This window comes from Moorella thermoacetica (assembly GCF_001267405.1).
Classification (GTDB): domain Bacteria; phylum Bacillota; class DSM-521; order Neomoorellales; family Neomoorellaceae; genus Neomoorella; species Neomoorella thermoacetica.
Genome location: NZ_CP012369.1, coordinates 597,557 through 622,940 on the forward strand (window position 1 = coordinate 597,557; position 25,384 = coordinate 622,940).

Sequence of the window (25,384 nt, forward strand, 5' to 3'; positions counted from 1 at the left end):
TGTAAGTGAATGATATTAAACTACTCTTTAATGGTATAAAAACAAAGCTAAAACAAAACGGTATTGATATTGCTGAGCTTAATTTGGAATTTACCGCTGATGCATATGCTGACTCTTGGTGGGAGCCTAACCCTGATGAAGGTTATATTTATACATATTCCGGCAAAATATTTTTGCAAAAATCGTGGTCTGAGATAGATGCGAGAAAAAATATAGGGGAGTTTAGGTGTTTATTTATCGATAATGAAAGGGCGCTAGAACAGGATAACCTTTTTTACATTATAGATGCTCATAGCAGTGATTTGGTTACGGCAGTTACTCCTTTACTGGAAGAAGGAACCTGGAAGATTAAGAATGAATACCTTGAGAATATGAATGGGTTTGGAATATTGTATATTGAGCGTTTGTTTATTAAACCTGAATACCGCGATAAAGGTATCGGTAAAGCAATATTTCCAGTAATTTGCTCGTTCTTAGGGAGGGGTGCTGCTGCTGTAACTGTAATTCCCACACCATTTGATGAGAAAGGAAAAACAAAATTGGATAAAAATGACCCTTCATATGCTAAAAAGATAGGTGGGTTAAAGAATTTCTTAAGCTTTTTTGGCTTTAGTCTAGTTGATAAAGAAAATAACGTTTATGCACGACCTTTACCTCTTTAGGATGGTTGACGCCTTCAGTCTAAACGTGGTTGGATGTCATACGGGACACTGTCCGGCGTTACGGTTGGTGCCTAATGAATAGGTAGGTGAAAATAGTAGACCTGGCGCGGAGCATGATTATCCTGTCCGGTCAACGCAGCTTCCCACGAGTGGATCTTCATCGCCCGATCGGAGGAATTTGACCCCGCAGGGCTGGAGAGGTTTCTGGGGCTGGTATCCCAGCTCGGCTGGCGCGCTGACATGGCCGGGGTGGAAGAACTGCTGCGCCTGATCCTGCCGGGCTTTCGGGTAGAGAAAGGGCAGGAAATGGTGCAGGTGGGGTAGGGTGTTAATTGTCAGGCTCCCTTCCTGCCGCCTGGCAGGTTATGAAGTTTATAAACTCAAAATAGCAGGATTTTTACGGTTAAGCTAGAACCCATTTCCATTAGGTTATCTAACCTATATCGGGGGCATAATATGGTAAGGGTTTTTATAGGTTTTCATGGTACTAGTAAAGCAAGTGCTGATATGATATTATTGGATAAAAGATTTTTACCTTCAAATAGAGAAGATGAATGGTTGGGGAAGGGTATATACTTTTTTGAGGATGATCCTGACCAGGCTATTGATTGGTGTGTACGCGCCAGGAAATATAAAGAATGGGCTATCTTAAAAACTATTATTGAAGCCCAGGAGGTTCTTGATTTAACACGAAAACTGGAATGGGATATGTTTTTGTCGATAATAAAACAACTACAGGGCAAAATGAAGCAGACAAAGTATAAAGGAAAACGCCTTTTAAATGGTGTGGCTATAAATTTTATCTGCCAACAATTTCCTTATGAAGTAGTTAGAGCTGTTTTTCTTGTGCCCGGCCGGAGTTATCCGTACGACATTACTAATATTCCCCCGGTACAAATTCAAATATGCGTAAAAGAAGAGCGGTGTATAAAATCTATTGAACAATGGAGGTGCAGTAACGGTGGATTTTAAAGAAGTAGTTGAGCAGATAAACCAATATCTTGCCCGGGTAACTATTGAACAATTTGAGAGTGATTTACAGAAAGCCGGGATTGAGCAATGTCCCGATATTGGGGAGGAAGCAGATTGTGAATGGCAACCAGAAAGGTTAATCGTTGAATATAATATTCTTGAGGAACCATATAGCGACTTAACAAATGGTTATATTGCTATTGCAAATGGTGAGGCGACATGATAGACAAGTCTATAGAGAGCCATTTGATTTTTCGTGGGTATAAAGTTTTATATTTATCTTATAAGTTGAATCAGAACTTTAAATCACAGAAGAATAAGTCTATACCGCTTGACTTCAAAGTACGGACTGAATCAACTGTTGATGAAACAAATAATGAGATTACCGTTGATTTATTTTGTAATATATTTGAAGAAGGCCCCGAAAAAGATAACCCATTTCACTTAAAAGTTAATTTACGGGGCTGGTTTAAAGCCAGTTCTTCTGTTGAAAAAAATGAATTGTATCGTTATGCAGAAATTAACGCTCCGGCTATTCTTTTTCCCTTCTTAAGAACAGTTGTTTCTAGTGTTACTATGGCTGCAAATGTTCCACCTGTAATACTCCCATTAGTTAACATCAATCGTTTAAATGAGATTCAAAAACAATAGGAAAAGGTCACGGATTTAAATAGCTCTTAGAAATTTTAAGGCAAGAACCTGAAAGTAATAAGCAGTTGCCTGGATTAAATTTATAATGATAAGGCTTGCTGGTGTTTGCAGGTCTTATTTTGTTTTTTGTACAATAACCCATGCAATAAAAGTTATGCTCATGCGCGATAAAGCATCATAGGAGGTACATTTCATGGCTAAGGTACTGGTTACCGGCGGGGCGGGATATATCGGCAGCCACGTGGTGAAGGCTCTAGGGGAGAGGGGTTACCGGGTGCTGACCTACGACAGCCTGGTAACGGGTCACCCCTGGGCGGTCTTATACGGCGACCTGGTGGTGGGCGACCTTTTGGACGCCGCCAAACTGGAAGCGGTTATCCGGGACTTCCGGCCCGATGCCGTCATGCACTTTGCCGCCCACATCGTCGTCCCCGAGTCCGTGGCCCAGCCCTTGAAGTATTACATAAACAATGTACAAGGCACTCTGAATCTCCTCGCCTGTATGCAGAAGAGCGGCGTTAATAAGCTCATTTTCTCTTCCAGCGCCGCCGTCTACGGCATCCCGGAGCGCATCCCGGTGCCGGAAGAAGCCCCCCTGCACCCCATCAACCCTTACGGCCACAGCAAGGCCATGGTGGAGAGGATACTGCAGGACCTGTCCGCCGCCGGTGGGATAACCTACGTATCCCTCCGGTATTTCAATGTTGCCGGTGCCGACCGGGACGGGAGAATTGGCGAGGGGAAAGAAGACGCCACCCACCTCATCACACTGGCTACCCGGACGGCGGCGGGCAAGAGACCTTATTTAAGCGTCTTCGGCACGGACTATCCCACCCCGGACGGCACCTGCATACGCGACTATATCCACGTCGAGGACCTGGCGGCAGCCCACGTCCTGGCCCTGGAGTACCTTTTGGACGGCGGGAAGAGCGAGGTGTTCAACTGCGGCTACGGCCGGGGCTACTCCGTCCTGGAGGTGATTGCAGCGGCCAAAAAGGTGACCGGTGTAGACTTCCCGGTGCGCTACGAAGGCCGGCGGCCGGGCGACCCGCCGGCTCTGGTGGCCGACGCCAGGAAAATCCGCGAGCGCCTGGGCTGGGTACCGGCTTACGACAACCTGGAGGGCATTATCTATTCCGCCTGGCAGTGGGAACGGAAGAGGAATAGCGTCCCGGCTAGGCCCGCGACTATCTCAACCAGGCGGTGACCAGCGAGTAAGAGGATAGTCCTGAGATTAGGACCATGTAGAAAGCAACCGAGTGAAGCTTGCCGCCACCGAGCACGCTAAGCCTTATAGTACTTTATGGATATGCCCTTTACAGCAAGCCTGGATTTTGTTGCAAGCATAGTGCTATAATAGTACATTTTTGTAAGAAAATCTTTCTGGTTGTAAAGAGAAGAATGCTTCATGTCCAACCCTTTAGTGCGCTTAACCAGTAAAGGGCAGATGACTATTCCCCAAAGTATCAGAGCGTTCTGCCTGGAGTGAAACCGGTAAAATACCGGGCTTCGCGGAGCAATGCCGGGAATTGAAGACAAATCGCTGGTATAAGCTGCTGGCACGCCCGGTGCGCTGTAGGGTGGTACAGTTGACGCCTGCGCGTAATGGCCGAACACTAGCGCTTTTTCATGGAGGATAATATGGCGCGTAAATTACCTAAATACCTAAAGGCGAGTCTTTTCCGTAATGCCGGCGCTTGGAAATAGCCGGATAGCCTATTAGGAAAAGAAGCAACTATAATAACCGCAGGGATAGGGTGGGTATGATTATGCCGGATTTAGTAGAACTAATCGTTTTGGCGGCAGGAAAGACAAATCTGCGCTGCCTCCGGTTACCGGAACGAAAGATTATTACCTTACGGCCGGTCGGAGGCGTCAGGGATGAAACGGAGGGAGAAATCCTCAGGGTTATCCCCAATAAAGAATGGGAATACAAGAAGCATACTTATCTTTCGGGTAAAGTCATTGATTCTTACATAGACGGTTCCGTATTAACACCTGTTCCCCTGAGACTGTACTTGCATGGCACCTGGGATTCTTTTTATTACTTTGCCGAGCTGTGGGAAATTGACCCGGACCGGGAATTGCCTTCGTCTTTACCTGAGTGGGTAATTGCTGTTCTGAAAGCAGGTCCCCGTGAGGTATTTGAAATGGAGCAAATTATCCCCGGCGCGAACCCTGAGGAAATGGAGGACCCAATATCCCTAGCGGTTGAATATGCTCATCAGGGCAATATTGATAAAACGTGGCAAATTTTGCATGGGTGCCTGACCAAAGACCTGCGTTGCATTGATGCCTTTGTCCACCTGGGCACATATACATTTGGAGATGGGCGCAGCGCCTGGCATGCAAAAAGAGCGATGCAACGTTACCTGGCAGGGGTTAAAGTTGGCGAGCAGGCCCTGCCGCCAGGCTTTAACGGACTGCTTCCGTGGAGCTGGATAAATAATCGCCCTTTTCTGCGCGCCCTGCACGGGCTGGGCCTCTGCCAGTGGCGCCTGGGCCAGTTTGATGCCGCCCGCAAGACATTCTGGCGCATTTTAATGTTTGATCCCATGGATGCCCTGGGATGCCGGTTTATTCTCCCGGATGTAGAAAAGGGTCGCGATTACCTTGCAACTGTAGCGGATGAAAATGGGCCTTGTTAGAGGCGATTACGCTGGCTTGACCATCCAGTGTTATATCCATTGGTTACTGATATAATCCGCGGGGATTTAAAGAATAACTTAAAGACCTGCCCGGTTAAAACCAGCCGGTCTTGGGAAGCGAGGGTCAATGTTTAATGGCAAGTCCCGGAAAAAGGTGGTTAGCAGTTCCTTGAACAGGCGGTCGTGATCAACGGGCATTAGCGGTTTCTCCTGTTTTTCTTTATTTTACCTGAAGAGGGTCAGGCTGAAAAAGGGTTATTTATTTTTAATATATTGCTAAAGGCCTGGCCTCGGAGCTACAGTCCCATCCAGTTCCCCCGGCGAACATGACCAGACATCATTCTGGGCGGTAATGGTCGTTCTTTTTGGATATATTTAGCCATTTAACTCAATTCACAAGGAGGGCGCCGAACTGGTGGCAACTTTTGATTCGATAATCACTGAACTGATAGCGGCCCTGGAAGAAGAGATCAATGCAATCAAGGAGTCTGGCGGGGCGGAGCAAATAAGAGTCCACGACGGAAGGTACGGAGGCACTGCTGCGGGCCGCTTTCTATATATTTTTTTGCTTGATACCGAACTCAATATTCCCTCCGATACCCCGGCTCAACTCTGTATTGATAAGGATTCACACGAGACCATCATATTAAGCGTTCAGGGGTTTGAGATGACGCTGGGCATACAGGATGACCTGGGCCCCTTTATCCCTAAGGCGGTCCTGAGCCTTTCCGCCTACTACTTATTAGAACAGTTGCAGCGACGCCTGGATGAAATTCGCACCGGCGTACTTCCTGCCGAACGGGATATGTGTATGCGGCTTTTTGCGTTCCAAGCCAATGTTTCCTTTCCCAATGTTAAACCTGCCACCAGCCTTGGAGACTTGAACAGGGAACAAATGGAGGCAGTCAACCGGAGCCTGGGACAGCGGGTCACATTCATCTGGGGCCCGCCGGGAACGGGGAAGACACGGACCATCGGTGCCCTTGTACGGGAGTTGGTCCAGCGTGGGGACCGTGTGCTGGTTACGTCCCACACGAACGTGGCTGTAGATACGGCCTTGATTCCCGTTATCAAAGCCCTGGACGATAACGAAATCCAGGGTGGTGCCGTGGTACGGGTAGGCGCACTGGCCCGGGAGGACCCGGAATTGCAGCAGGTGACGATGGAGGCCGTGCTTGAGAGGAAAAGCAAGGATTTAAGGCAGCAACAGCAAGCGCTGGGGGTCGAGCGCAAGAGGGTGCAGGGAGTGCGGGACCAGTTGGCTGCTACCATCCGGGTTATCGAGACTGTTGAAAAGTCAGAGCAGCTTGTCGCAACAGCAAAGATTGCCCTGGCTGGAGCCGAACAGAAGGTGCAAGAAGAAGGGAACGCTATCTCGCAGGCCCGTAAAACCCTGGGTGATTTGCATAGTAAGCTGCAGCAAGCTGAAGCAGCCGGGTTCATTCGACGGGTCTTTTTCGGTTTTAACCCGGAGGTCATCCGCCGTCAGATCGTCAATCAAGAAACTGTAATCACAAAGCTGGAGGCAGCTTATCAGGTTGCCCAGCAGGAGAGAAGGGCTGCTAGCGTCGCGTTATCAGAAGCTGAACACCGGCAGGCCAAAGACCGGCAGGCTCTGGAAAGCCTGGGGCCGTTGCCTCCTCTCCCGGAACTTCGGCAGCAGCTGGGTGAGGTCGAGAAAAACCTCAAGCAATTAGATGAGCAATTGGCCGCCATTGAAGCCCGGCTGCGTGAAATGGCGGCGACCGTGATTCGCGACGCCAGAATCGTTGGAGCGACTTTATCTCGCCTGGTGCTTTTGGAAGAACTGTACCGGGGCACCTTTGATACAGTAATCATCGACGAGGCCAGTATGGTTCCCCTGCCCAATCTATGGTTTGCCGGTAGCCGGGCGCAGAAGCGCGTGGTGGTCACAGGTGATTTCCGGCAGCTGCCCCCAATTGCAACCGCCCGGGACGCTGAAAAGTATCCCCTGGCTGCCAGATGGTTACAAACCGATATTTTTGTTAAGGCCGGTATCGTGGAGGGCCGGGCAAGGTTGGACGATCCCCGGTTATGTGCGCTGAAGGTGCAGTATCGCATGCATGAGGCCATTGGTGAAGTGGCCAATATGCTGGTCTATGAGCATGACGGAAACCCGCTCGAGCACAGGGCGGACCCCAAGAAATATGCTCACGCAACTGCGGCTCTTCCGGAATCCGGGGAGCCCCTGGTCCTGTGTACCACATCGGGTGCCAATCCCTGGTGCGGCCGGCTGGACCCCGGGTTCTCCCGCTATAATATTTACAGTGCTATAGTCTGTATCCGGCTTGCCGCCCGGGCCCTGGCCAGCGGCGCCCAAATGTTGGATTGGTGGCGCCGTACCGGGCTCAAACTCGCTTGTTGCAACACCTGGTGGAGCAATACAGGCTTCCCGGGGAAAGAGTTGAAACGGCAACCGTGCACAGGTTCCAGGGCAACGAGAAAGATGTTATTATCTTCGACCTGGTGGATAGTCCCCCATTTCAGATTGGGAAGCTTCTCTCTGGCGGCTGGGGCTCCGAAGCTATGCGCTTGTTCAATGTGGCCTGCACCCGGGCCAAAGGCAAGTTGGTGATAGTGGCCCACCATGACTATCTGAGCCAAAAAGCTCCTGCGGGTGATTCCCTGGCTACCCTGCTGCAGTATCTGGAGCAGCACGGCAAGATCATGGACGCCCGTATGGTGGTCCAGGATTACGCCGACCCGGCGGTTAAGATCGCACTGGGGGCAGTTATGCCGGCACGCCGGCAGCTGGGAAATCCCGAAGGTGCTACGCACTTCAATGAAGGAAATTTTTACCCTGCTTTTCTGGAAGATTTGCGTGACGCCGCCGGAGAAGTAGTTATATTTAGCCCTTTCATCGCCGAGCGACGCCTGGCGGACGTAATCACTCCTTTGCGGCGCCTGGTAGACCGCGGGGTACTGGTACTGGTGGTAACCAGGGAGCGGCATGAGTCCAACCAGGTTACGGAGGAATTAATTCGTCAGTTATCTACAATAGGTATTAAAGTGTTGCGCCGCAGGGGCCTGCATGAGAAGCTCGCCTTCGTGGATCGGAAGATCGCCTGGTTCGGCAGCTTGAACATTCTTTCCCACAGCCGGAGCAGTGAGGTGATGATCCGGTTCTCCCAGCCGGAGCTGGTGGTGAGGCTGATGGAACTCTCAGGTACGGTGTACCTGCTTAAGCAAGAGGAACGGCGGTCTGTACAAAAGCACCGCCTTACCGAGTTGGCTGATGCTCTAAAGAAGCGGATGGCGTTTCCTTCCTGTCCATTGTGCGGTGGTACCACCGGGCTCAGAACAGGCAAGCATGGGCCCTTCTTTGGCTGTGCTTCCTTCCGGAATGGCGGTTGTAAAGGCTTGATTAACATCCCGCGTCGGGTACTGGAACTGGCGGTTCAGGACCTGGAGCTTACCTGTCCGCATTGTGGGGGGAAGGTTGTCCTCAAATCTGGCCGCAACGGGGCATTCCTGGGCTGCAGCCGGTACCCGGACTGCCGCTGGACTGATTCCTTTTAAGGTGGCCTTTCGCGCAAAACTATAACCCGGGCTGGACGGCTTATAACTTATCTTCCGCTCTAATTATTCAGAAGTCGCATGAATATAATCTTTGTGAGTCTAGTAGCAGATGGTATCGAAGTATATATACCTCATAGTTCAAGGCTAACCGAGAAGGGGTGCGGAAAATAAGTTATAGAGGTGGTACTGGGTGGCCATTTATCGCAAATGTAAATACTGTGGGCGGCCCATCAGCCTCAGGGAGATGCCCGCAGGTCAGTGGGTGGCCTTTGATGTGGGCACGGACAATGTACATCACTGTGGCTCCAGGCCTACCATCACTCCACCGGCCGTATCCGCGGTAGCGGCAACGCTGGATACCGGAACCGTGACCGCCAGCCCGGTAGTTGCCACGAGTTCAGAGCAAATCCGGGCGCTCTTAAAAAAGGCGCTGCAGGAACACCGCTGTGTGCATCTGAACTATTACACGGCCTCCAGGAAAGCGCTTACCGACCGGGTGGTGGAGCCGCTGGCGCTGGAACCAGGGGACTGGGGTGGTACCATCCTTCGGGCGTACTGTCGCTGGCGCCAGGATATTCGGTCGTTTGCCCTCTCTAATATCCGGCGGGCGGAGCTGCTGGAGGAGACGTTTTCACCGCGCTCACTTCCACAGTCCCAGCCTATCACTATTTATCGAACGTCGATTTCTGGCCGGGCTTCAATTCAAGCAAGCAGCAAGACACCATCTACAGCCTCAGAATCTACGGGTTGTATTTGGTGGTTGATAGTGGTTGGAGTAGTCCTTTTGTGGCTGCTCTTTGGCAGCCGGTGATGACCAGGGTTACGAACATGGCTTTGCCAGTGAGATCAACTACATATCCCTCCGGTATTTCAATGTTGCCGGTGCCGACCGGGACGGTAGAATCGGCGAGGGGAAGAAGACGCCACCCACCTCATCACCCTGGCTACCCGGACGGCAGCGGGTAAGAGACCTTATTTAAGCGTCTTTGGCACGGCCTACCCTACCCCTGACGGCACCTGCATCCGGGACTACATCCACGTCGAGGACCTGGCGGCAGCCCACGTCCTGGCCCTGGAAGCCCTGAAGCAGGGCAGCCCCACGGCGGCCTATAACCTGGGCAGCGGCCGGGGCTATTCGGTACTGGAGGTAATCCGGGCGGCGGAAAAGGTGACAGGGCAGAAAGTACCTTACCGTGTCGGTCCCCGGCGGCCCGGCGACCCGGCGGTGCTGGTAGCATCGGCAGAAAAAGCCATGGCGGAGTTAGGCTGGCGGCCGCGGTATACAGAACTGGAGGACATCATTGCTACTGCCTGGCAGTGGCACCGCCGCAGGCCGCGGGGATTTAAAGGTTTAGTTATACGAGGGTCATAGGGGAGCAAATGCGGCAGGATGGTGGGGTATTTAAAGAAGAAGAAACAGATACCAGATTGAGTTGGAGACGTTTTTAGGGTATAATCTTACAGAATATAATTGATATTAATCTCGAGCCTTAGGAGTGATGGCATTGCTACAGGTTAAGAGAAGAGTAGAGCCAGGCGGAAGAATTATCATCGGAGAAGTATTGAAAATGGCCAAAATTAAACCTGGTGATTGGGTAGAGATTATCCCGGGTACGAACAAGATAACCATTAAGCTGACTAAACGTAGTAAATCAAAAGGTGCTGTCCTGGCGGCTGCGGGTATCTTAAAGGACCATCCTCAATTGGTTGATGAGATGTTACACATCAGAGAGGATGAAGATGATCGATCAGGGGTCGTACCCGAATAAATATGTGGTCGATACTAACATAATTATTTATACCCTGGCAGGAGTAAAAGCAGCAGTTTGGGCAATGAAGAAACTAGAAGACGACGATATAGAAGTCTATTATTCAACAATAGTCGAGGCAGAGCTGTTTTCATTCCATGAACTAACTCTTGAACAAAAATCAAAGATAAGAGGTATTTTGGATATAGGAGAAATAGTGGATGTTGATTCTAAGGTCGCTCTTAAAGCCGCCGAATTACGCGCCCTTAGTAAAAAGGATTATAATCGTAAGCTAAAATTACCAGATGCCATCGTTGCAGCTACAGCCTTATTATTATCGGCTGTTTTAGTCACACGGAATGTTGAAGATTTCAAACATCTTCGCAGGCATGGTCTACATTTATACAATCCTTTTGAACATGAGGAAGATAATAGTCAACGGTTTGTTAGTGAATTAGAACAAAACTGAAATGAAGCCTGTCGAACAGGCGCACCTCATCACCCTCTGCACCAGGGCGGCGGGCAGGCGGCGTTATTTGAGGGTATGTGATTCATTATGGAATTTAGTCCTGTAGAAGGCCCTGGCCTTCTACAGCCGCGCCTATGACTTCCGCGCTATATCACTGCGTTATTTCAACGCCGCTGGGGCGTCGCCGGCAGGGGATATTGGGCACGGCGGTGCGGGACTACATCCACGTCGAGGACCTGGCGGAAGCCCATGTCCTGGCTCTGGAAGCCCTGGAGCAGGGCAGCCCCAAGGTAACCTATCTATCCTGGGCAGCGGCCGGGGCTATTCGGTCCTGGAGGTAATAAAAGCGGCGGAAAAGGTGAAGGGAAAAAGGTGCCCTACCGTGTCGGTCCCCGGCGGCCTGGCGACCCGGCGGTGCTGGTAGCCTCGGCAGAAAAAGCCATCGAAGAGCTGGGATGGCGGCCGCGATATACAGAATTGGAGGACATCATTGCTACGGCCTGGCAGTGGCACCGCCGCAGGCCGCGGGGATTTAAAGGATAACTTAAAGACCGGCCTGGTTAAACCTGGCCGGTCTTTGATGCCAGGGCGACCTTAAGCCCAGAGTGGAGCTTAAGTATCAATGTTTAATGGCGAGGATTCTATGCAATTCAGCTTCGCTGGTGATGTCAAGTATCTTTTCAGCCAGGTCATCTAGCTGCTCCGCTGATAAAGTCTTTATCTTCGCTTCCACTTCCGGAGACGTGGTACCAAGGCGTTTCCTTAGCTGTCTTAAGAGTATTTCCTGCCGGCCTTCCTGCCGGCCCTGCTGCCAGCCTTTTAAATGCCAGGATGTGGTTAATTCCATGACCCTTTGCACCTCCTCGGGTTGGAGTTCTTCCGACAACTTCTCTTGCAGAGATTTTTCTTCTTCGGCGTTCAACACCAGGTAGCTGTCAAAAAAAGCGGTTATCAGTTCCATCCGCGCCGGGTCTAACTGCATCCGGGTCAACAGGCGCAAAAACTCGATCTTTACCTGTACCCGCTCCCGGGGCGAATAGTCCATTTTGCTTAACAACGCCGCCGCTACCGGGTTATTGCTGTTGAGGTACTGCCGCCAGGGCAGTCTCTTAAGTTGTATTTTGTAAAACTCGAACTACAGCACCTTGAGAAAAGGAAACTCTACTTCGTGCCGGTTTGTTTCTTCTACCTTGCTGTCATGGGCAAAGACGGCGATGGGGAGTACTCTTTTCTGGTGTTTTTCGTAAAGCCTGCTGAAGTAAATAAACATGCGCCGGGCGAAGTCGGCTTGCCGGTAGGCCTGGGGCTCGATATGGACCAGGACGCAGCCGTCTTCTCCTTTGATTTTAACTTCCGCCAGGATATCAACGTAGTGTTTGTCGCCGGCGGTAATATCGGTAATAACCTCCTGGGTTAAAAACTTGGTATCTGTATAATCGATTAAGGTATGGGCCGCAGGGAAGAAGAGCTCCATAAACTCCCGGAAAAAGGTGGTCAGCAGTTCCTTGAACAGGCGGTCGTGATCAACGGGCATTGGCGGTTTCTCCTGTTTTTCTTTATTTTACCTGAGAGGGCCTGGTTGAGCAAGGGTTATTTATTTTTAATATATTGCTAAAGGCCTGGCCTCGGAGCTGCAGTCCCATCCAGTTCCCCCGGCGAGCCTGCAGATGTGATTATTGTCCTCTCGGGTGAACAGGGCGAGCGGGTGGCAACGGGGGTAAAGCTCTACCGGGAAGGCCTGGCTCCAAGGCTTCTGATGACCGGCGGCCCCGTAAAATGGAACGTAGCAGCGGCTGACATCATGGCCGACCAGGCAAAATTCCTGGGGGTACCGGAAAAGGATATCGTCCTTGAAAAGTGGGCTATCAGCACCTATGAAAACTCCCTTTACAGCCTTATGGCTCTAGGACCGGGGGATAGAAGTGGTGGGCCTGGATATCCTTATGTTATTTCAATGCCGCCGGGGTATCGCCGGCAGGGGATATTGGGGAGGGCGGTGCGGGACTACATCCACGTCGACGACCTGGCGGCGGCCCACGTCCTGGCCCTGGAAGCCCTGGAGCAGGGCAGCCCCACGGCGGCCTATAACCTTGGCAGCGGCCGGGGCTATTCGGTCCTGGAGGTAATCCGGACGGCTGAAAAAGTAACGGGGAAAAAGGTGCCCTGCCGTGTCGGTCCCCGGCGGCCCGGCGACCAGGCGGTGCTGGTAGCCTCGGCAGAAAAAGCCATGGCGGAGTTAGGCTGGCGGCCGCGGTATACAGAACTGGAGGACATCATTGCTACGGCCTGGCAGTGGCACTGCCGCAGGCCGCGGGGATATTCTCAAGGGTACTCGCCGGCGGGCCGGTGACGGTGACCCACCCGAGGCGGGGCAGCTGGTTATCCAGGCCGGCGCCCTGGTCAGGGGCGGGGAGATCTTTGTCCTGGATATGGGCGAGCCAGTGAAAATAGTAGACCTGGCGCGGGGCATGATTATTTTGTCCGGTCAACGCCGCTTCCCACGAGCGGAATCTTCATTGCCCGGCCGGGGGAATTCGACGCCGCCGGGATGGAGCGTTTCCTGTGGCTGGTCTCCCAGCCCGGCTGGCGGGCCGACATGGCCGGGGTGGCAGAACTGCTGCGCCTGGTCCTGCCGGGCTTCCGTGTAGATAAGGGACGGGAAATGGTGCAGGTGGGGTAAACTACGCCCTGGGAGGAAAAACATCTTTTAAAAATACTGTTCTCATATTCCCTACCGCCTGGGGAAGGGAAAGATCGTTTGTGAAAAATAACGTGGCATCTGATGCTAAAGCAGATGCCAGTTGAATGGCGTCAGGAGTTCGCACCCGGTATTTAGCGCGGATTTCTGCCCCCAGAACGGCCATTTCCAGGTTAAAATCGATCAGCTTCAAATTAGGGTAAGATTTTAGTGTTGTAATATACTGGTCGCAGACTTCTTCCAGGCCCAAGGCTTTGGGCTTGACTAACAGTTCGAGAAGCGTCAAAGTCGAAGTTACGGCCTGAAACTCACCTTTTTCCAGCGGATTAAACAGCTCTTTTTTTAATACCAGGGCCCAGGGGTCTGCCTGAAGCATATAAATGAAACAGTTTGTATCCAGAGCGATAACCTGATGCCCGGTTATTATTTCTTTTATTTTTCCCATTGGTCTCTTTCCTCTTTTACATATTTGTCAGGATCAGTGCCGGCCCATACTTCTTTATGCAGCCCCCAAAGATGCTCGGCATAGCTTTTAGGTTTGGGTTCGATTATCGCTTTTTTCCCTCTTATTTTAATGATTATTTCGTCGCCTTTTTTAATGCCCAGCTGTTTTCTTATTTCAGCAGGCAGCACCATCTGACATCTCGCGCCCAGTTTAACAGTTTTTATAATGTCCAACATTTTTCCCTCCTTGCATGAACAAAAAATTTCAATCTGATCATATCAAATTTATTATGATAAAACAAGACGGATTCGGTAACGGCCAGGCCCCGGCCACGCCCTTCCTGCCCCCGAGCCAGCAGCAGTCCTAAAAGCATCAGCCGGGAAGCGGCAGGGCCGGATGTCTTGCCGCTTCTCCCCACTGTAGTACAGTAGCCTTCCTTGTGCTTTATTTGCCATGAAGATGATTATTAATCTCAGCTGAGACCGGGCTTCTGCCAGCTCGCCCTTCTGGCGTAGAGGTCGGAAACCCTGGTTTCCACCTGGGGGAACTCGATTTTCAAGTCGCTGACTACCGTTGCTGGGATGTCGCTGAAGAAGTGATGAGTTCCTCCGTACCGCCGGCAAACAGGTCTTTAGTAATATAATCCCTTGTAATTACGTCACTGGTGGTGGTATACTCATAGTAAGGAAATCTTTCTAGAAGTAAGGAGGGGATATGCTCATGTCCACCCAGTTAGTGCGCTTAACCAGTAAAGGACAGATGACTATTCCCCAAAGTGTCAGAGAAACTTTGGGCTTGAAGGCAGGAGACTATTTAACCATCTTAGTAGATGAAGATGAGATACGTCTGAGAAAGGTTCAGCCGGTGAAGCCACTGAGTCAAGAAGACCCTATATGGAAATTAGTTGGTGCCGGGAACTCTGGCCTTAAAGACGTCGCTGCCAAACATGATCATTACCTGGCTAACGGTGAAATAGAAAGATGGAAAAAATAATGGTAGATACCAGTGCTATTTATGCCCTCATTGACCGGTCGGATGATCGGCATGAGAAGGCCAAGCATCTTTTTAAGAAGTTAAGTGAACAGGATGTTGATTTAATATTAACAAACTTTATTTTGGCTGAAACCCATGCTTTAATCTTGAGCTGTATAGGTCATGAACTGGCCCGTGAATGGGTAAAAAACTTGATTTGGAAGATTGAACGTGTGAAAGAAGAGGATGAGAAACGAGCCAGGGAAATTATAATTGCATATCAAGATAAGTCGTTTTCTTATACCGATGCTACTACTTTTGCTGTTATGGAACGGCTAAAGCTGAATATAGCTCTGGCCTTTGATAATCATTTTACCCAGTTTGGCTGGCAGTGTTTTGACGCTTGAGGAGCCGGTGGTAAACGATGTTTAAATAAGGAAGGCCTCATCGCTAACCCATATGCGTCATGTAAAATCAATACCTCGAGCCAAGTTATTACGTCGATTCATCTCAACCTTCCCATTCCTTTTCCCATGCTTTCCCATGCGAACCAAGCCAGAAGCCTTGACTAGCGGGCAACCCCTATAATCCCCCGGGCCAGTGAGGGGAGGCTTTCGCAAGCCTACCCTTCGGGGACGAGTACGGTGACCGGAAACTAAGTGGCCACTTTCTTTTCGCCAGCAGTAAACTTCTCCGAGGTAATCATCTCTATGAATGCCTCAGCCAGCCTTGGATCAAACTGGGTGCCTGCGCACCGCCGGATTTCCTTTAGCGCATCCTCTATTGTTTTAGTCCTGCAATATGGCCTGCCGGACGTCATGGCATCAAAGGCGTCAACAATTGATAGAATTCGACACTCGATTGGTATTTCTTCTTCTTTGAGGCCCAGGGGGTAACCAGTACCATCCCACTTTTCATGATGCTTGAGGATTAAATCAGCGATCCCTGCCAGATCCGGTGACGACATGGCGATGCGGTAGCCCTTTTCCGGGTGCTGACGCATCACCTCCCATTCTTTTTCTGTAAGGGGACCTCTCTTGAAGAGGATTCTGTCCGGTATTCCCACTTTCCCGAGGTCATGGACCTGAGCCAGCAGGGACAGGTTGGCAAGCTGTTGCGCTGAAAGTCCAACCTTTTCTCCTAAATCCTGGCACAACTTCTGCATGCGTCTGGCATGCCCTTCAGTTATATAATCGCGTTCTGAAAGTGCGGTTAAAAGGGCATTGACAATCTTACTCCGGGCACTGGAACCCAGATTAAGTTTTTCCTGGTACATCAGGTCGTCGGCTTTTTTATAAATTTCTTTCAGAGATTGTTCTGGAGTGTCAGCCGTCGCTATGCCGAAGGATACGCTTAAGGGCAGTTCAGGATGCTCCTGATTGTATTTGTCAATAAATAAACGGAGGCGCTTCAGGATACTCTTGCCGGTTTTTCCGTCAGTGCGAGGAAGGAGAGCGACAAATTCATCTCCTCCCACTCGCGCCACAACATCCAAACTGCGAAACGCTTTTTTAAGAACCCGAGCGCAGGCAGTCAAAAGCTCATCGCCTTTATCATGGCCCATAGTATCGTTAACAAGCTTCAGGCCGTTTACATCGGCAACTATTATCGTAATGGGATATTTACGGCTGGTGCTCAATCGCTTGAGCTCTTCTTCAAAATAAGCACGGTTGTAAAGAGCCGTTAACTGATCATGCAGGCTTATATATGCCAGTTTCTGTTCAAATTTCTTCTTTTGGGTGATATCTATTATGTTTCCCAGGGTCACACGCTTGCCATCATGCCATATAGAAGCCACTGTCTCCTCCATCCACCGTATGTCACCTTGTCCAGTTACGATCCTGAACTCATAAGGCTCCACAGCCTCGCCTTTCAGCATTTTAATGGCATTACTCCGTACCATTTTCCTGTCTTCAGGAACTACAAGATTCAATGATTCCATCCCAATTAGCTTGTCTTGACGATAACCCGTAAGTATTTCAAATTGTGGATTTATAAGCTGGAATTTTCCTTCACTGACGATGTACATTCCAATTGGCGAGTGGGTAAATAAGTTTCTCAATAATTCTTCCTCACGCTTGCGTTCCGTAATATCACGCACAGCAGCGAGGATTACATCTTTTTTGCTGAGGGATATTTTTTTTAAAAACACCTCTACATCAAATACCGAGCCATCTACGGGCCGCCTGGCTTTCCACTCAAACAGTAAATTTTCTCCTGAAATTACTTTTTGCCACAGCAAGGGCAGTTGTTCTGCCGTACTGCCGGGAATAGAATAATCATCGATTATAGACAATTTTATGGCTTCCTCTTTTGAATTTATCACGTACATTCGCAACATCGTCTGGTTTACGTCAATAATTTTTCCATCCAGCGTATGTATGAAAATAGCATCGTGAACGCTATTGAAGATTGTCCGGAACGCCTCTTCCGCTTGCATGCGCTCGGTAACATCAACACTAACTTCTACTATTCCCTCGATTAACCCGTTTTCCTTCTTTACAGGGTAGCCTCTTACAAAAAACTGCCGGCCCTCAAGAGAGGCGATAATACCTTCCTGCGGTACGCCCGTGTCTAAAGCCTTGATTACAGGGCATTCTTCACACGGTTCGTCTCTGTGATGCAATGCCTCATAACAAAAACGCCCGGCTAACTCTTCGGATCTCGCCCCGGCATACTCTGCTGCGGCCCTGTTGGCCCATAAAATCCGGTTGTCTGGGTTCTGAAAAACCAGGAGCTCCACTATACTATCCAAGATGACCTTTTTTTCCTGCTCGGAGTTTTTTATTTTTTCTTCAATTTGCTTGCGGGCGATTATGTTCTCGATGCGACGTGCAAAAATGGTATAAAGCCTTTTCTCGCGTTCAGAAATTCTTCCGGGAGGCTCTATATAAAGCAGGCCTTGCTCGCCGTTTCGCATTAAATATATAAAGCTGTTTTCCCCGCCGTTTTTAATCCTTTCTAGTACCTCTTCATCCCTTCGAAACCCCCACCGCTCTATGCATTTATACCTCTCACCCTCGCGAAGTACTATGGCCAGGCGGCGTACACCAAAAAGCCTGGTCGCCTTTTCAATTATTTCTCGCATTAGATCTTCATATCGCTCCGGAAAGGAGAAAGTCACCACGTCATATAGAGTTAAAAGCTCGGAAATGTCAAAGGACAATCTCTACCACCCCGCGGCAGCTACAATGGTCTTGTTGTAAAATAGCGGTGTCCCTGAGATGCTGCTAATTTCGCCGAAGGATAGCATCCCTATAACTGGAATTTCTGCTTTGATGTTTTTGGCTATTGCTTCCATTTCGCGAGAGAAGTCCTCTCCCATCAATAAATAGCGGGAAACACAATCAAACACCATAAAGGTCTTGGGAGCAGCTGGCGTATTTAACGCCTTTTTCGATACTTCTTCCGCAGCCGCAAGAAGGCTTGCGGTATCCCCTTCCATCAGAGTGGCGATAGTGTTTTCAGGAATTTCAGTTACGAATAAAATGCCCCCATCTTCTTCGGCTTTGAGTGGATCGCGGATAATAAATTCTCCCCCCGCACAGGGTAAGCCCAAAGGATACTTCATGCTGTAGCAGGAAAAATCGTTCTTGTCGTAGGCGCCAACCAGAGCCGAATATCTCTCCAGTGCCGGAAGTCCATCGATTTCATAAACCTTTCTCCCTTTCGCTTTCGTCACCATGAGCGGTTCTCCTACCGGCCTCCAGCCATGACTCAGGCACATCTGAAAGTTTATACCCCTTATTACTGCTGCCGCTACGGCATCGCTGCTGATACCTTCCTCAGTAAACTGATAAGTTCTGTAAAACCGCAGATTGTCGCCACTCCCGCCCCCAATGTATTCAAAGGCAGGCCCCATAACGTTATATAATCCCCTGAGCAGGCCAGAAATGTTTGCTGCAAAACCATCTGGAAAGAGTAATACTGTCCCCGGTGTTTCACCGCCCTTTTCCAGCAAAGCTTCGCCCGCTTTCTCGCCTTTTCTGTACGAGTGCTGGGAAATATTCCTCTGCAGGTGTGTTACCGCCTCCACACCTTCTCCACTGACTGTACAGATACCCACCCCTCTCTTGTACAGCCTCGCGTTGACAATGACCCCCGGAACGCAGGCGCCTACCAGCCTGGAATTACCGATAACTCTTTTGACGGCCGACAAGACCCGCTCTTGATCGTAATTGTCAGTGGTCAGAACCAAAGTTATTACGGGACTTCCGGATTGCCGCACAGCCTGCTCGGAAGCAACCTGTCCAGCAGCGCTAGGGTCATTTGCACTGCTAAAACCTACCCCAACCCGCATCTTAATTACCACCACCAACTTTATGCAATCCTGCCCTGCAAGAAGAAAGTTAAAGTATTATTGATTCTACTGCAAAAACCTTCTGCAGCTGTCCTGGTGGGGAATAAACCTGCTTTTAGGCTAAGAATTGGGGATAGGTTCCATAAAATCAAAAAATCCCCTCAAGTAGGACTTATTAAAACAAGATTAGTCCCCAAGAACACTTTTCTGCAGTGGAATCATTATTTATAGTTCTTCTTTTTTGGGCCTTTTCCTGCCGGCTCCATAATATTTTTTGTCCTGGGGCGCATGCTCTATGGCCTCTCCGGCTTGATTTGCCCTTGAGCGGAAGCCGGTAGAACCGGCGGGGCGCATGCTCTATGGCCTCTCCGGCCGCAAGTATACCCGGAGGTTTGAGCCCCTCGACAGCCGCATTGAAACTTCAGGAACCTCTAAAAGCGCCGTTAGCCGCCGCTTTATAGCCGGTACAAGAAAAGCCCTGGCATAGCTATTACAACGGTGTCTGGATGTGCTCCTAATCAACGGCGTTATCGTTACCCGGCATACCGTAGTTGCCGCCATAGAGATCGACACCGGGATTGCTTTGGAGGATATTGGCAGCCTGTGTCGAATTTAAATAAAATGAAGGGGGGTTGTCCTGGCACGGCCTTGTCCCCGGGTATACTGAGGGAGAAAACTTTGATAAATCAAGGGGCAGATTCCGGACTAAAATTCGATTCGAAGGAGGTGAAAAATATTGCTAGCCTTGCCGGAAAAGAGCGTCCTGCTAGTAGAAGACTCGACCCTGACCAGGTTTTCCTCCAGGAGGGTACTGGAAGAGAGGGGCTACCTGGTGGACGAAGCTGCCAGCGGCCAGGAGGCCCTGGTTAAGGCCAGGGGAAAAGGAGAACCGTACGACCTGGTGATTCTCGACATCCACCTGCCGGGAATGGATGGTCTGGCTGTTCTAGAGAACCTCAAACGCCTTCCGGAGTACCGGTACGTTCCGGTCATGGTGGTAACTATCGAGAGCAATGTCGCCGTGGTCAAGAAGGCGATAGATCTGGGGGCGGTGGAGTACCTCTGCAAGCCCTATTCGGTAGAAGAGTTGGTACGCCGTGTAGAGAAACTGATAGGCCCGGGCGCCAGGAGAGAAGCTACCCCAGCGGAGCTGCTTCATAAAGTACTCAGAAACGAGATCAACCGGGCGAGCAGGGGCGCGTTAAATGTAGCCCTGGTTCTGGCTAGATCTGAAGGGCTGGGGAAGGGGAAGATTGTGGAATGCGCCAGGCAGGCGCGACGGCGCTTGCGCGAAATAGACACCGTCATAGAGCTTAGCAAGAGTACGCTAGCGCTGGTCCTCCCACATACGGGGAAAGAAGGCGCCCAGGTGGTAATAACGAAATTGGCGGGTTTGCTACCTGGGACGTGGAGTTACGGGGTTGCAGTATACCCCGACAATGGGAAGGACGGGGAAGAGCTTTTCGCCTACGCCGAAGCTTCCCTTAAAGAGTGCTGGGAGAAGAAAACCACGGGCGCACCGGCCCAGCAACAGGCGCTTGACACGTAGATCTTAAGAATTATTCCGCAGTGAACTCAATACCATGGTCCGACAGTGGACGCCGGCACGCTTTTCTTTTAGTGTTGGCTCCGGAGATGACCATGATGCCAGTCAAGGTAAAGCACCCCCTCTTCCGGGACCCTGGCGGCACCCGCTTTGAAAGCCTGTCCTTAAAAATTGCGGAAGCAGATCCTTTATCCTCGGCCTCATGGTGGGCATCTTTCTTGCCTTCGGCCGCAATATGATGGCTGGCGCTTCCCCGGGGGCAGGGGATAAATAATCTATCGTCCAAAATACCATCCCAGGGCTCGTAAGGGCCCTTTTTTAGAACGTGCAGGAATCTCTCCTTTCCCGGCGAAATCTATAGGAAAAAGATACCACCCGGTACGGTAGCAATCATAACTCCCAATGGTGGAGCATATGATGGAAACTGCTCTGATCAGATTACCGGACGATGGCCAAAGGGAGATGGAGAATTTGCTGCGTTCTTTTTACTGGTTGGTGGTTTTGGTCGCTTTCTTTTTTGCCTGGCCGGTACTGGAACCGGCTCTGGCCGCAGACCCGGTAGTAGCCTACGAAGACCCTGATACCCAGCGAGCTATGATTGCCGTCAGGGATTTTAGTACCGTTCTTGGCGGGGAGGTTGATTGGGAGGCAGCTACAAGTACGGTGAGTATCAGGGTTTACGGCCGGCCGGCCCTTTACTTGGACGTGAAAGCCGGCACCCTGGCGGGCGTTCCCCTGCAGCCCCGGCCGCAGATCAAGGACGGGGTGACCTATGCCCCCCTGCGGCAGGTGGCGGAAGCCCTGGGGGCCAGGGTGGACTGGCGGAAAGACGGCATCCATGTTTATACCCCCGCAGGCGAGCAGGTGAGCATTAAGTATATTCATCTTTTGGGACGGTATACCATTACCTTCCCTGAGAAGGAGGCCGGCAGTCCCAGCCTCCACAATGCCCGCCTGGCTGGACAGTACTTAAATGGCCTCGTAGTGCCGCCGGGAGGGGTAGTATCCTTTAATAACGTCGTCGGCCCCCGTACTGGTGCCAGGGGTTTTGTACCCGGCATTATCTTCATGGGGGATCAAAAGGTGCCTGAGATTGGCGGGGGTATCTGTCGCACGGCTACCCTGCTACACAATGCTGTTTTGTCAGCCGGCCTGGAAGTGGTGGAGAGGCACCGCCATGGCCTGCCGGTGACCTATGTCCCTCCCGGCTACGACGCTACCGTTTACTACGGCGTCCTGGATTACCGCTTCCGCAATAACCGGCCGGTTCCTATAAAACTGGAGTTCACCAGCCAGGGTTCCAGCATCACCATGGCTATCTGGGAGTTGGGCTAATGGTCGCCATTTAGTTGTCAAGTTATGCATGACAAAAACAACAAAAAGTATTCATGTAGTCATCATAACAGGCAAAACATATCTGCATGATATTGAGTAATTTTCACGATTGTGTGAGAAAGTTATTGACATAGCACGGCATGCCGTGCTATCTTTTATTTTAGAGAAATTTGCCAGGGGAGGGGTTATTTGTGTATATGAAGATTATAACCAGGAATTTTAAAATTGTTTTAAAGGGGAAGAAAGAAGATTTTGTCGACGAAGCTCTGGAAACCAGGCTGTTTGCCTTCCTGTCGAGGATCCAGGCGTGGGGAGAGGCCGTAACACCGGACGCGAACCTGGCTACAGTTGAGCAAATAGATGAAGAAGATACAATCCCTGTTTCCGTGGATAACGAGCTGGGTGTAGCCCGGGAGAAAGCAGCGGCTGCAAAAGAAGCTGGTGATGAAGAAATCATGGTACACTCACAATCTATTTCAGAGTTGCGGGCCAGGGCGACGATAAGCAATAACAAAGAATTGGCTACCCTGGTTGTTTATTATAGTGATTATTGCAAGAAGCAGCCGCCTGCCACGTACGATGTCCGGCGTATAATGCGGGAGGAATTGCGAGAAAAAGCCGCGACTGTAAATAGCGTTAGTACTTACTTGCAGCGGGCCCGCCGGGAGGGATGGGTTGATCTTGATGGGAAAAAATGGCGTATAACCTCGACTGGGTTACAGATGATTGAAAAGATGCTTAGGTAAAATCCGCCGGACCCGTAATGGTTGCGTTAATCATCGCGAACTAGACAATATACTAATCTTACATTTATAAATACAAAACTGTATGTGTATTTTCGATAATGGTAGATAACGGCATTGTCTCTTTCGTAATCCTACATCATACAGATAAATTCACCTGTAATAGGCGAGTGAACCTGATTTTATTTTAATTTTAACCTGGAGTATAATGTAAGCAAATGATGCTGAATGGAGAGGAGGAACATAACGGGTGGGTGTCGTTTATCCCTGGATGCGTGAAAGCTTATTGTCTCATTTGAATTGTCTCGTACCGGTATATCATCTTGACGGGAGCAACTATACAGAGATCTGGTTTGACGATGGCCGCAAGGAGCTAGAAAAAAATAGGACAGTTACCGTGTTGAGACGTTTGGCCCGGTTTTTAGGTATTAATCCGCGGCAGAACGATACCCCCTGGGGAAGAGGCGGAAATCGCCGGGCAACTCCCATAATCCTTTTTCCTGAGTTAATCCTGGTCCCCCTGCTTCTACGCAGGCCCCGGTACCGGGATCAAGGGGGTACCGGTTATGTAGTGCTTCAAAAAATTATCGATTGGGAAGCTGCTGAAATGGACGGCTATCATAGTGTTATATTTTTGGAGGGCAACCAGAAGTTATATAGCGTTCAAGGGTATGAAAGCCTATCGCAACGGCTGATAGAAGCCAGGAAGGCAGGATGGAAGCTACAGAAATTAGAGAAGGCATTAAATCAAGGGCTTTTAGTGTCACGGCAAGTAATGACTATCCAGGTGGATAAAACTACTGGCGAAATTACTTTTCGTTGAAATTAATGGATATTTTACATTTTCCTTCGGTCGAGGAGGGAGAATAATTATGATCGGCAAAGTAGATGACGCTTTCTTCCGGCAGGCTATCCTGCCCCATACGGGAGCAGGGGATCCTGAGGTGGTAGTCGGGCCGCGCATGGGAGTGGACGCGGCGGTACTTAAAATAGGGGAGGAGTACCTGGCCGTTGCAGAGGACCCCATTTTTCCTGGACCGACGACTTCCCCCGATGACTTCGGCTGGATCACCGTCCATATCGGCGCCAGCGACGTCGCCGTCATGGGTATCAAGCCCCGTTTTATGACCTATTCCCTCTTGCTGCCGCCGGGGACGCCGGAGGACTACATCGCCGGGCTGGTCCGCAGCATCAGCACCTATGCCCGGGAGCTGGGCATTACTATCGTCGGCGGTCATACCGGTTTCTACGGGGCCGTGACCATACCTACCATTGGCGGAATTACCGTCTGGGGCCGGGGTCGGGAAGTAGTCACCCCCGCTGGGGCCCGGGTCGGCGACGCCGTAATTATTACTAAAGGGGCGGCCATTGAAGCGGCAGCCCTGGTGGCCTGCGAGCTGGGTGAGAAGCTCCTGGCTGCCGGGATCTCCCCGGACCTGGTGGCAAGGGCTAAAAAGCGGTTGCGGGAGATGTCCGTGGTGGCTGAAGCCGGTATTGCCGTAGAAGTCGGCGGTGTACATGCCATGCACGATGCCACGGAAGGGGGCCTGGCGCGGGGCCTCTGGGAGGTGGCCGAAGCTTCCGGTGTGGGTTTAAGGATCGAACGCGCCCGGGTACCGGTACCTGCCGATATCCGAGCAGTTTGTGACTATATTGGCCTTAACCCTTACGAAGTAATCAGCGAGGGCACCCTGGTGCTCACCTGCGCGCCGGAAAAGGCTGACGCCATGCTGGCGGCCTTTAAAGAAGCCGGCATCGAAGCGGCGGTTATCGGCCGGGTAGTACCAGCGGGCGCAGGCCGCGCCTGGCTGGAGGATGACGGCCGGGAAGAGCAGCTCCTGCCGCCGGCGGTGGACCGCTTCTGGGAGGTCTTTTTTAACGCCCTGGCCCTAAAAAACGATACCCGTACTCCGGCGGAAGTGGCCCTGTGCCGGGAACTGGGACAGGCCGTCAGGGAGCTCGAGGAAGCTAACGTTGCCGCCCTCATCCCCGAGATCGGCGCCAACCTGGCCTATTGCTTGCCGGAGGCAAAAGAACTCCGGGACATCGCTGCTATACCCGGCCGCCTGCTGCGTTTTAAGGGGCGAGTGGCAACCCTGGGTGAGCCGGAGATGGGCTGTTCCCACCACATGGGCGGCACCATCCTGGTGGTGCGGGAGTTCTTCCCGCAGGCACGCTGCGTCATCAACCTCCGCAACAACGCCCGGGTGCGTCAGGCCTGCGCCGATCTGGGTTATAAGGTTGTCAGCATGCCCGTGCCCCCGGACTACCGCCAGACGGACGATGATTTCTATACCGACCTGCGCCGGACCATGGCGGCCTGCCGGGAACTTCCTGACGTAATTGAAATACCCGATCGCATCAACCTGGAGCGCCTCATCCTGGTCCTGGGCCGGAACCCCGGTGAAATCGTCAGCAAGGTAACCTCCCTGGCCACCAGGGTGGCGGAATTGGAGTAGGTTATTTTTCACAGAGGATAACATTTTTTCACAACTAGTTAACGATCTGCGCAAGTTTTGCTATGAGCTTATAATAAAAGGCGCGGCTTTTTAAATAAAGGTCGCGCCTTTTTACACCTTGAATTTACAATAAATAACGTGATATTAACAATAAATAAAGCAGAAATAGATTGTTTTGGCCATAAATAAACATTGA

29 protein-coding genes and 2 pseudogenes are annotated in these 25,384 nt (G+C 50.8%); 25 read left to right on the forward strand and 6 right to left on the reverse strand.

Annotated elements, in window-relative coordinates:
* Positions 1-5 precede the first annotated feature (5 nt).
* From MOTHE_RS13615 to MOTHE_RS13630, 15 genes and pseudogenes are all read left to right on the forward strand, one after another.
* Positions 6-662 (forward strand): GNAT family protein, encoded by a 657-nt coding sequence (locus MOTHE_RS13615; protein WP_011392198.1) that lies wholly within the window; start codon positions 6-8, stop codon positions 660-662.
* A 456-nt stretch (positions 663-1,118) separates the two neighbouring features.
* Positions 1,119-1,634: a hypothetical protein gene (locus MOTHE_RS02985; protein ID WP_011392199.1), complete on the forward strand. Its 516-nt coding sequence runs from the start codon at positions 1,119-1,121 to the stop codon at positions 1,632-1,634.
* The gene (locus tag MOTHE_RS02990; RefSeq protein WP_053094645.1) at positions 1,624-1,857 is read left to right on the forward strand and encodes a hypothetical protein; all 234 of its coding nucleotides are present in this window, start codon (positions 1,624-1,626) and stop codon (positions 1,855-1,857) included. Before MOTHE_RS02985 ends, MOTHE_RS02990 begins: the two co-directional genes overlap by 11 nt.
* The gene (locus MOTHE_RS12715) at positions 1,854-2,285 is read left to right on the forward strand and encodes a protein-export chaperone SecB (protein ID WP_011392200.1); all 432 of its coding nucleotides are present in this window, start codon (positions 1,854-1,856) and stop codon (positions 2,283-2,285) included. The genes MOTHE_RS02990 and MOTHE_RS12715 overlap by 4 nt, the downstream gene beginning before the upstream one ends.
* Positions 2,286-2,478: 193 nt before the next feature.
* Positions 2,479-3,492, forward strand: coding sequence for a UDP-glucose 4-epimerase GalE (galE, locus tag MOTHE_RS02995; protein WP_011392201.1), 1,014 nt, complete (start codon positions 2,479-2,481; stop codon positions 3,490-3,492).
* Between the two features lie 562 nt (positions 3,493-4,054).
* Complete coding sequence (locus MOTHE_RS03000) at positions 4,055-4,933, forward strand: hypothetical protein (protein ID WP_053094646.1); 879 nt, start codon at positions 4,055-4,057, stop codon at positions 4,931-4,933.
* Positions 4,934-5,744: 811 nt separating this feature from the next.
* Positions 5,745-6,863 (forward strand): annotated as a pseudogene (locus tag MOTHE_RS13810) (AAA domain-containing protein); the annotation flags it as partial.
* Between the two features lie 464 nt (positions 6,864-7,327).
* Positions 7,328-8,473, forward strand: coding sequence for a topoisomerase DNA-binding C4 zinc finger domain-containing protein (locus MOTHE_RS13430; RefSeq protein WP_236683273.1), 1,146 nt, complete (start codon positions 7,328-7,330; stop codon positions 8,471-8,473).
* Positions 8,474-8,717: 244 nt separating this feature from the next.
* Entirely contained in the window at positions 8,718-9,284 is a 567-nt protein-coding gene (locus MOTHE_RS14210; protein WP_373878637.1) for a WYL domain-containing protein, read from the forward strand.
* Entirely contained in the window at positions 9,271-9,453 is a 183-nt protein-coding gene (locus MOTHE_RS13620) for a hypothetical protein (protein WP_200901626.1), read from the forward strand. Before MOTHE_RS14210 ends, MOTHE_RS13620 begins: the two co-directional genes overlap by 14 nt.
* A complete protein-coding gene (locus MOTHE_RS12720; RefSeq protein WP_235551398.1) occupies positions 9,414-9,845 on the forward strand; it encodes a GDP-mannose 4,6-dehydratase in 432 nt (143 codons plus the stop codon). Before MOTHE_RS13620 ends, MOTHE_RS12720 begins: the two co-directional genes overlap by 40 nt.
* Positions 9,846-9,972: 127 nt before the next feature.
* Entirely contained in the window at positions 9,973-10,242 is a 270-nt protein-coding gene (locus MOTHE_RS03025) for a hypothetical protein (protein ID WP_162490033.1), read from the forward strand.
* 4 nt (positions 10,243-10,246) lie between these two features.
* The gene (locus MOTHE_RS03030; RefSeq protein ID WP_201776970.1) at positions 10,247-10,690 is read left to right on the forward strand and encodes a type II toxin-antitoxin system VapC family toxin; all 444 of its coding nucleotides are present in this window, start codon (positions 10,247-10,249) and stop codon (positions 10,688-10,690) included.
* Positions 10,691-10,824: 134 nt separating this feature from the next.
* Positions 10,825-11,031 (forward strand): NAD-dependent epimerase/dehydratase family protein, encoded by a 207-nt coding sequence (locus MOTHE_RS13625; protein ID WP_071549857.1) that lies wholly within the window; start codon positions 10,825-10,827, stop codon positions 11,029-11,031.
* Positions 11,032-11,062: 31 nt separating this feature from the next.
* Positions 11,063-11,233, forward strand: a complete 171-nt coding sequence (locus MOTHE_RS13630; protein ID WP_200901628.1) for a hypothetical protein — start codon at positions 11,063-11,065, stop codon at positions 11,231-11,233.
* Between the two features lie 76 nt (positions 11,234-11,309).
* Here MOTHE_RS13630 and MOTHE_RS13635 read toward each other — a convergent pair whose 3' ends face one another.
* Positions 11,310-11,735, reverse strand: coding sequence for a DUF4351 domain-containing protein (locus MOTHE_RS13635; RefSeq protein WP_201776971.1), 426 nt, complete (start codon positions 11,733-11,735; stop codon positions 11,310-11,312).
* 90 nt (positions 11,736-11,825) lie between these two features.
* A complete protein-coding gene (locus MOTHE_RS13640) occupies positions 11,826-12,224 on the reverse strand; it encodes an Rpn family recombination-promoting nuclease/putative transposase (protein ID WP_201776972.1) in 399 nt (132 codons plus the stop codon).
* A 135-nt stretch (positions 12,225-12,359) separates the two neighbouring features.
* On the opposite strand from MOTHE_RS13640, the gene MOTHE_RS03040 reads away from it, so the two are divergent.
* From MOTHE_RS03040 to MOTHE_RS13995, 3 genes and pseudogenes are all read left to right on the forward strand, one after another.
* On the forward strand, positions 12,360-13,040 hold the full coding sequence (locus tag MOTHE_RS03040) for an ElyC/SanA/YdcF family protein (RefSeq protein WP_053094651.1): 681 nt from the start codon (positions 12,360-12,362) through the stop codon (positions 13,038-13,040).
* A gap of 10 nt (positions 13,041-13,050) precedes the next feature.
* Positions 13,051-13,176 (forward strand): annotated as a pseudogene (locus tag MOTHE_RS13815) (polysaccharide biosynthesis protein); the annotation flags it as partial.
* A 62-nt stretch (positions 13,177-13,238) separates the two neighbouring features.
* Positions 13,239-13,370, forward strand: a complete 132-nt coding sequence (locus tag MOTHE_RS13995; protein ID WP_256218217.1) for a hypothetical protein — start codon at positions 13,239-13,241, stop codon at positions 13,368-13,370.
* A gap of 1 nt (position 13,371) precedes the next feature.
* Here the strand turns inward: MOTHE_RS13995 and MOTHE_RS03045 are convergent, their stop codons facing one another.
* Both MOTHE_RS03045 and MOTHE_RS03050 read right to left on the reverse strand, forming a co-directional pair.
* Positions 13,372-13,833 (reverse strand): type II toxin-antitoxin system VapC family toxin, encoded by a 462-nt coding sequence (locus tag MOTHE_RS03045; protein WP_011392208.1) that lies wholly within the window; start codon positions 13,831-13,833, stop codon positions 13,372-13,374.
* Complete coding sequence (locus MOTHE_RS03050) at positions 13,821-14,069, reverse strand: AbrB/MazE/SpoVT family DNA-binding domain-containing protein (RefSeq protein WP_011392209.1); 249 nt, start codon at positions 14,067-14,069, stop codon at positions 13,821-13,823. The genes MOTHE_RS03045 and MOTHE_RS03050 overlap by 13 nt, the downstream gene beginning before the upstream one ends.
* A gap of 484 nt (positions 14,070-14,553) precedes the next feature.
* Here MOTHE_RS03050 and MOTHE_RS03055 point away from each other — a divergent pair, with 484 nt between their 5' ends.
* Both MOTHE_RS03055 and MOTHE_RS03060 read left to right on the forward strand, forming a co-directional pair.
* Entirely contained in the window at positions 14,554-14,826 is a 273-nt protein-coding gene (locus MOTHE_RS03055; protein ID WP_053094652.1) for an AbrB/MazE/SpoVT family DNA-binding domain-containing protein, read from the forward strand.
* Positions 14,826-15,212: a type II toxin-antitoxin system VapC family toxin gene (locus tag MOTHE_RS03060; protein WP_236683275.1), complete on the forward strand. Its 387-nt coding sequence runs from the start codon at positions 14,826-14,828 to the stop codon at positions 15,210-15,212. The genes MOTHE_RS03055 and MOTHE_RS03060 overlap by 1 nt, the downstream gene beginning before the upstream one ends.
* A 248-nt stretch (positions 15,213-15,460) precedes the next feature.
* On the opposite strand, the gene MOTHE_RS03065 is transcribed toward MOTHE_RS03060, so the two are convergent.
* Both MOTHE_RS03065 and MOTHE_RS03070 read right to left on the reverse strand, forming a co-directional pair.
* Entirely contained in the window at positions 15,461-17,971 is a 2,511-nt protein-coding gene (locus MOTHE_RS03065; protein WP_053094653.1) for a PAS domain S-box protein, read from the reverse strand.
* 3 nt (positions 17,972-17,974) lie between these two features.
* Positions 17,975-19,003 carry an FIST signal transduction protein gene (locus tag MOTHE_RS03070; RefSeq protein WP_236683276.1) on the reverse strand — a complete coding sequence of 343 codons (1,029 nt, stop codon included), beginning with the start codon at positions 19,001-19,003 and terminating at the stop codon, positions 17,975-17,977.
* Positions 19,004-19,841: 838 nt separating this feature from the next.
* Between MOTHE_RS03070 and MOTHE_RS03075 the strand changes: the two genes are divergently transcribed.
* From MOTHE_RS03075 to MOTHE_RS03095, 5 genes are all read left to right on the forward strand, one after another.
* A complete protein-coding gene (locus MOTHE_RS03075) occupies positions 19,842-20,654 on the forward strand; it encodes a GGDEF domain-containing response regulator (RefSeq protein WP_011392214.1) in 813 nt (270 codons plus the stop codon).
* A 411-nt stretch (positions 20,655-21,065) separates the two neighbouring features.
* The gene (locus MOTHE_RS03080; RefSeq protein WP_162490034.1) at positions 21,066-21,986 is read left to right on the forward strand and encodes a VanW family protein; all 921 of its coding nucleotides are present in this window, start codon (positions 21,066-21,068) and stop codon (positions 21,984-21,986) included.
* Positions 21,987-22,177: 191 nt separating this feature from the next.
* Entirely contained in the window at positions 22,178-22,732 is a 555-nt protein-coding gene (locus tag MOTHE_RS03085; RefSeq protein ID WP_053094655.1) for a hypothetical protein, read from the forward strand.
* Between the two features lie 247 nt (positions 22,733-22,979).
* Positions 22,980-23,552, forward strand: coding sequence for a hypothetical protein (locus tag MOTHE_RS03090; RefSeq protein WP_053094656.1), 573 nt, complete (start codon positions 22,980-22,982; stop codon positions 23,550-23,552).
* Positions 23,553-23,601: 49 nt separating this feature from the next.
* Positions 23,602-25,188, forward strand: coding sequence for a thiamine-phosphate synthase family protein (locus MOTHE_RS03095; RefSeq protein ID WP_011392219.1), 1,587 nt, complete (start codon positions 23,602-23,604; stop codon positions 25,186-25,188).
* The last annotated feature ends 196 nt before the right edge of the window (positions 25,189-25,384 follow it).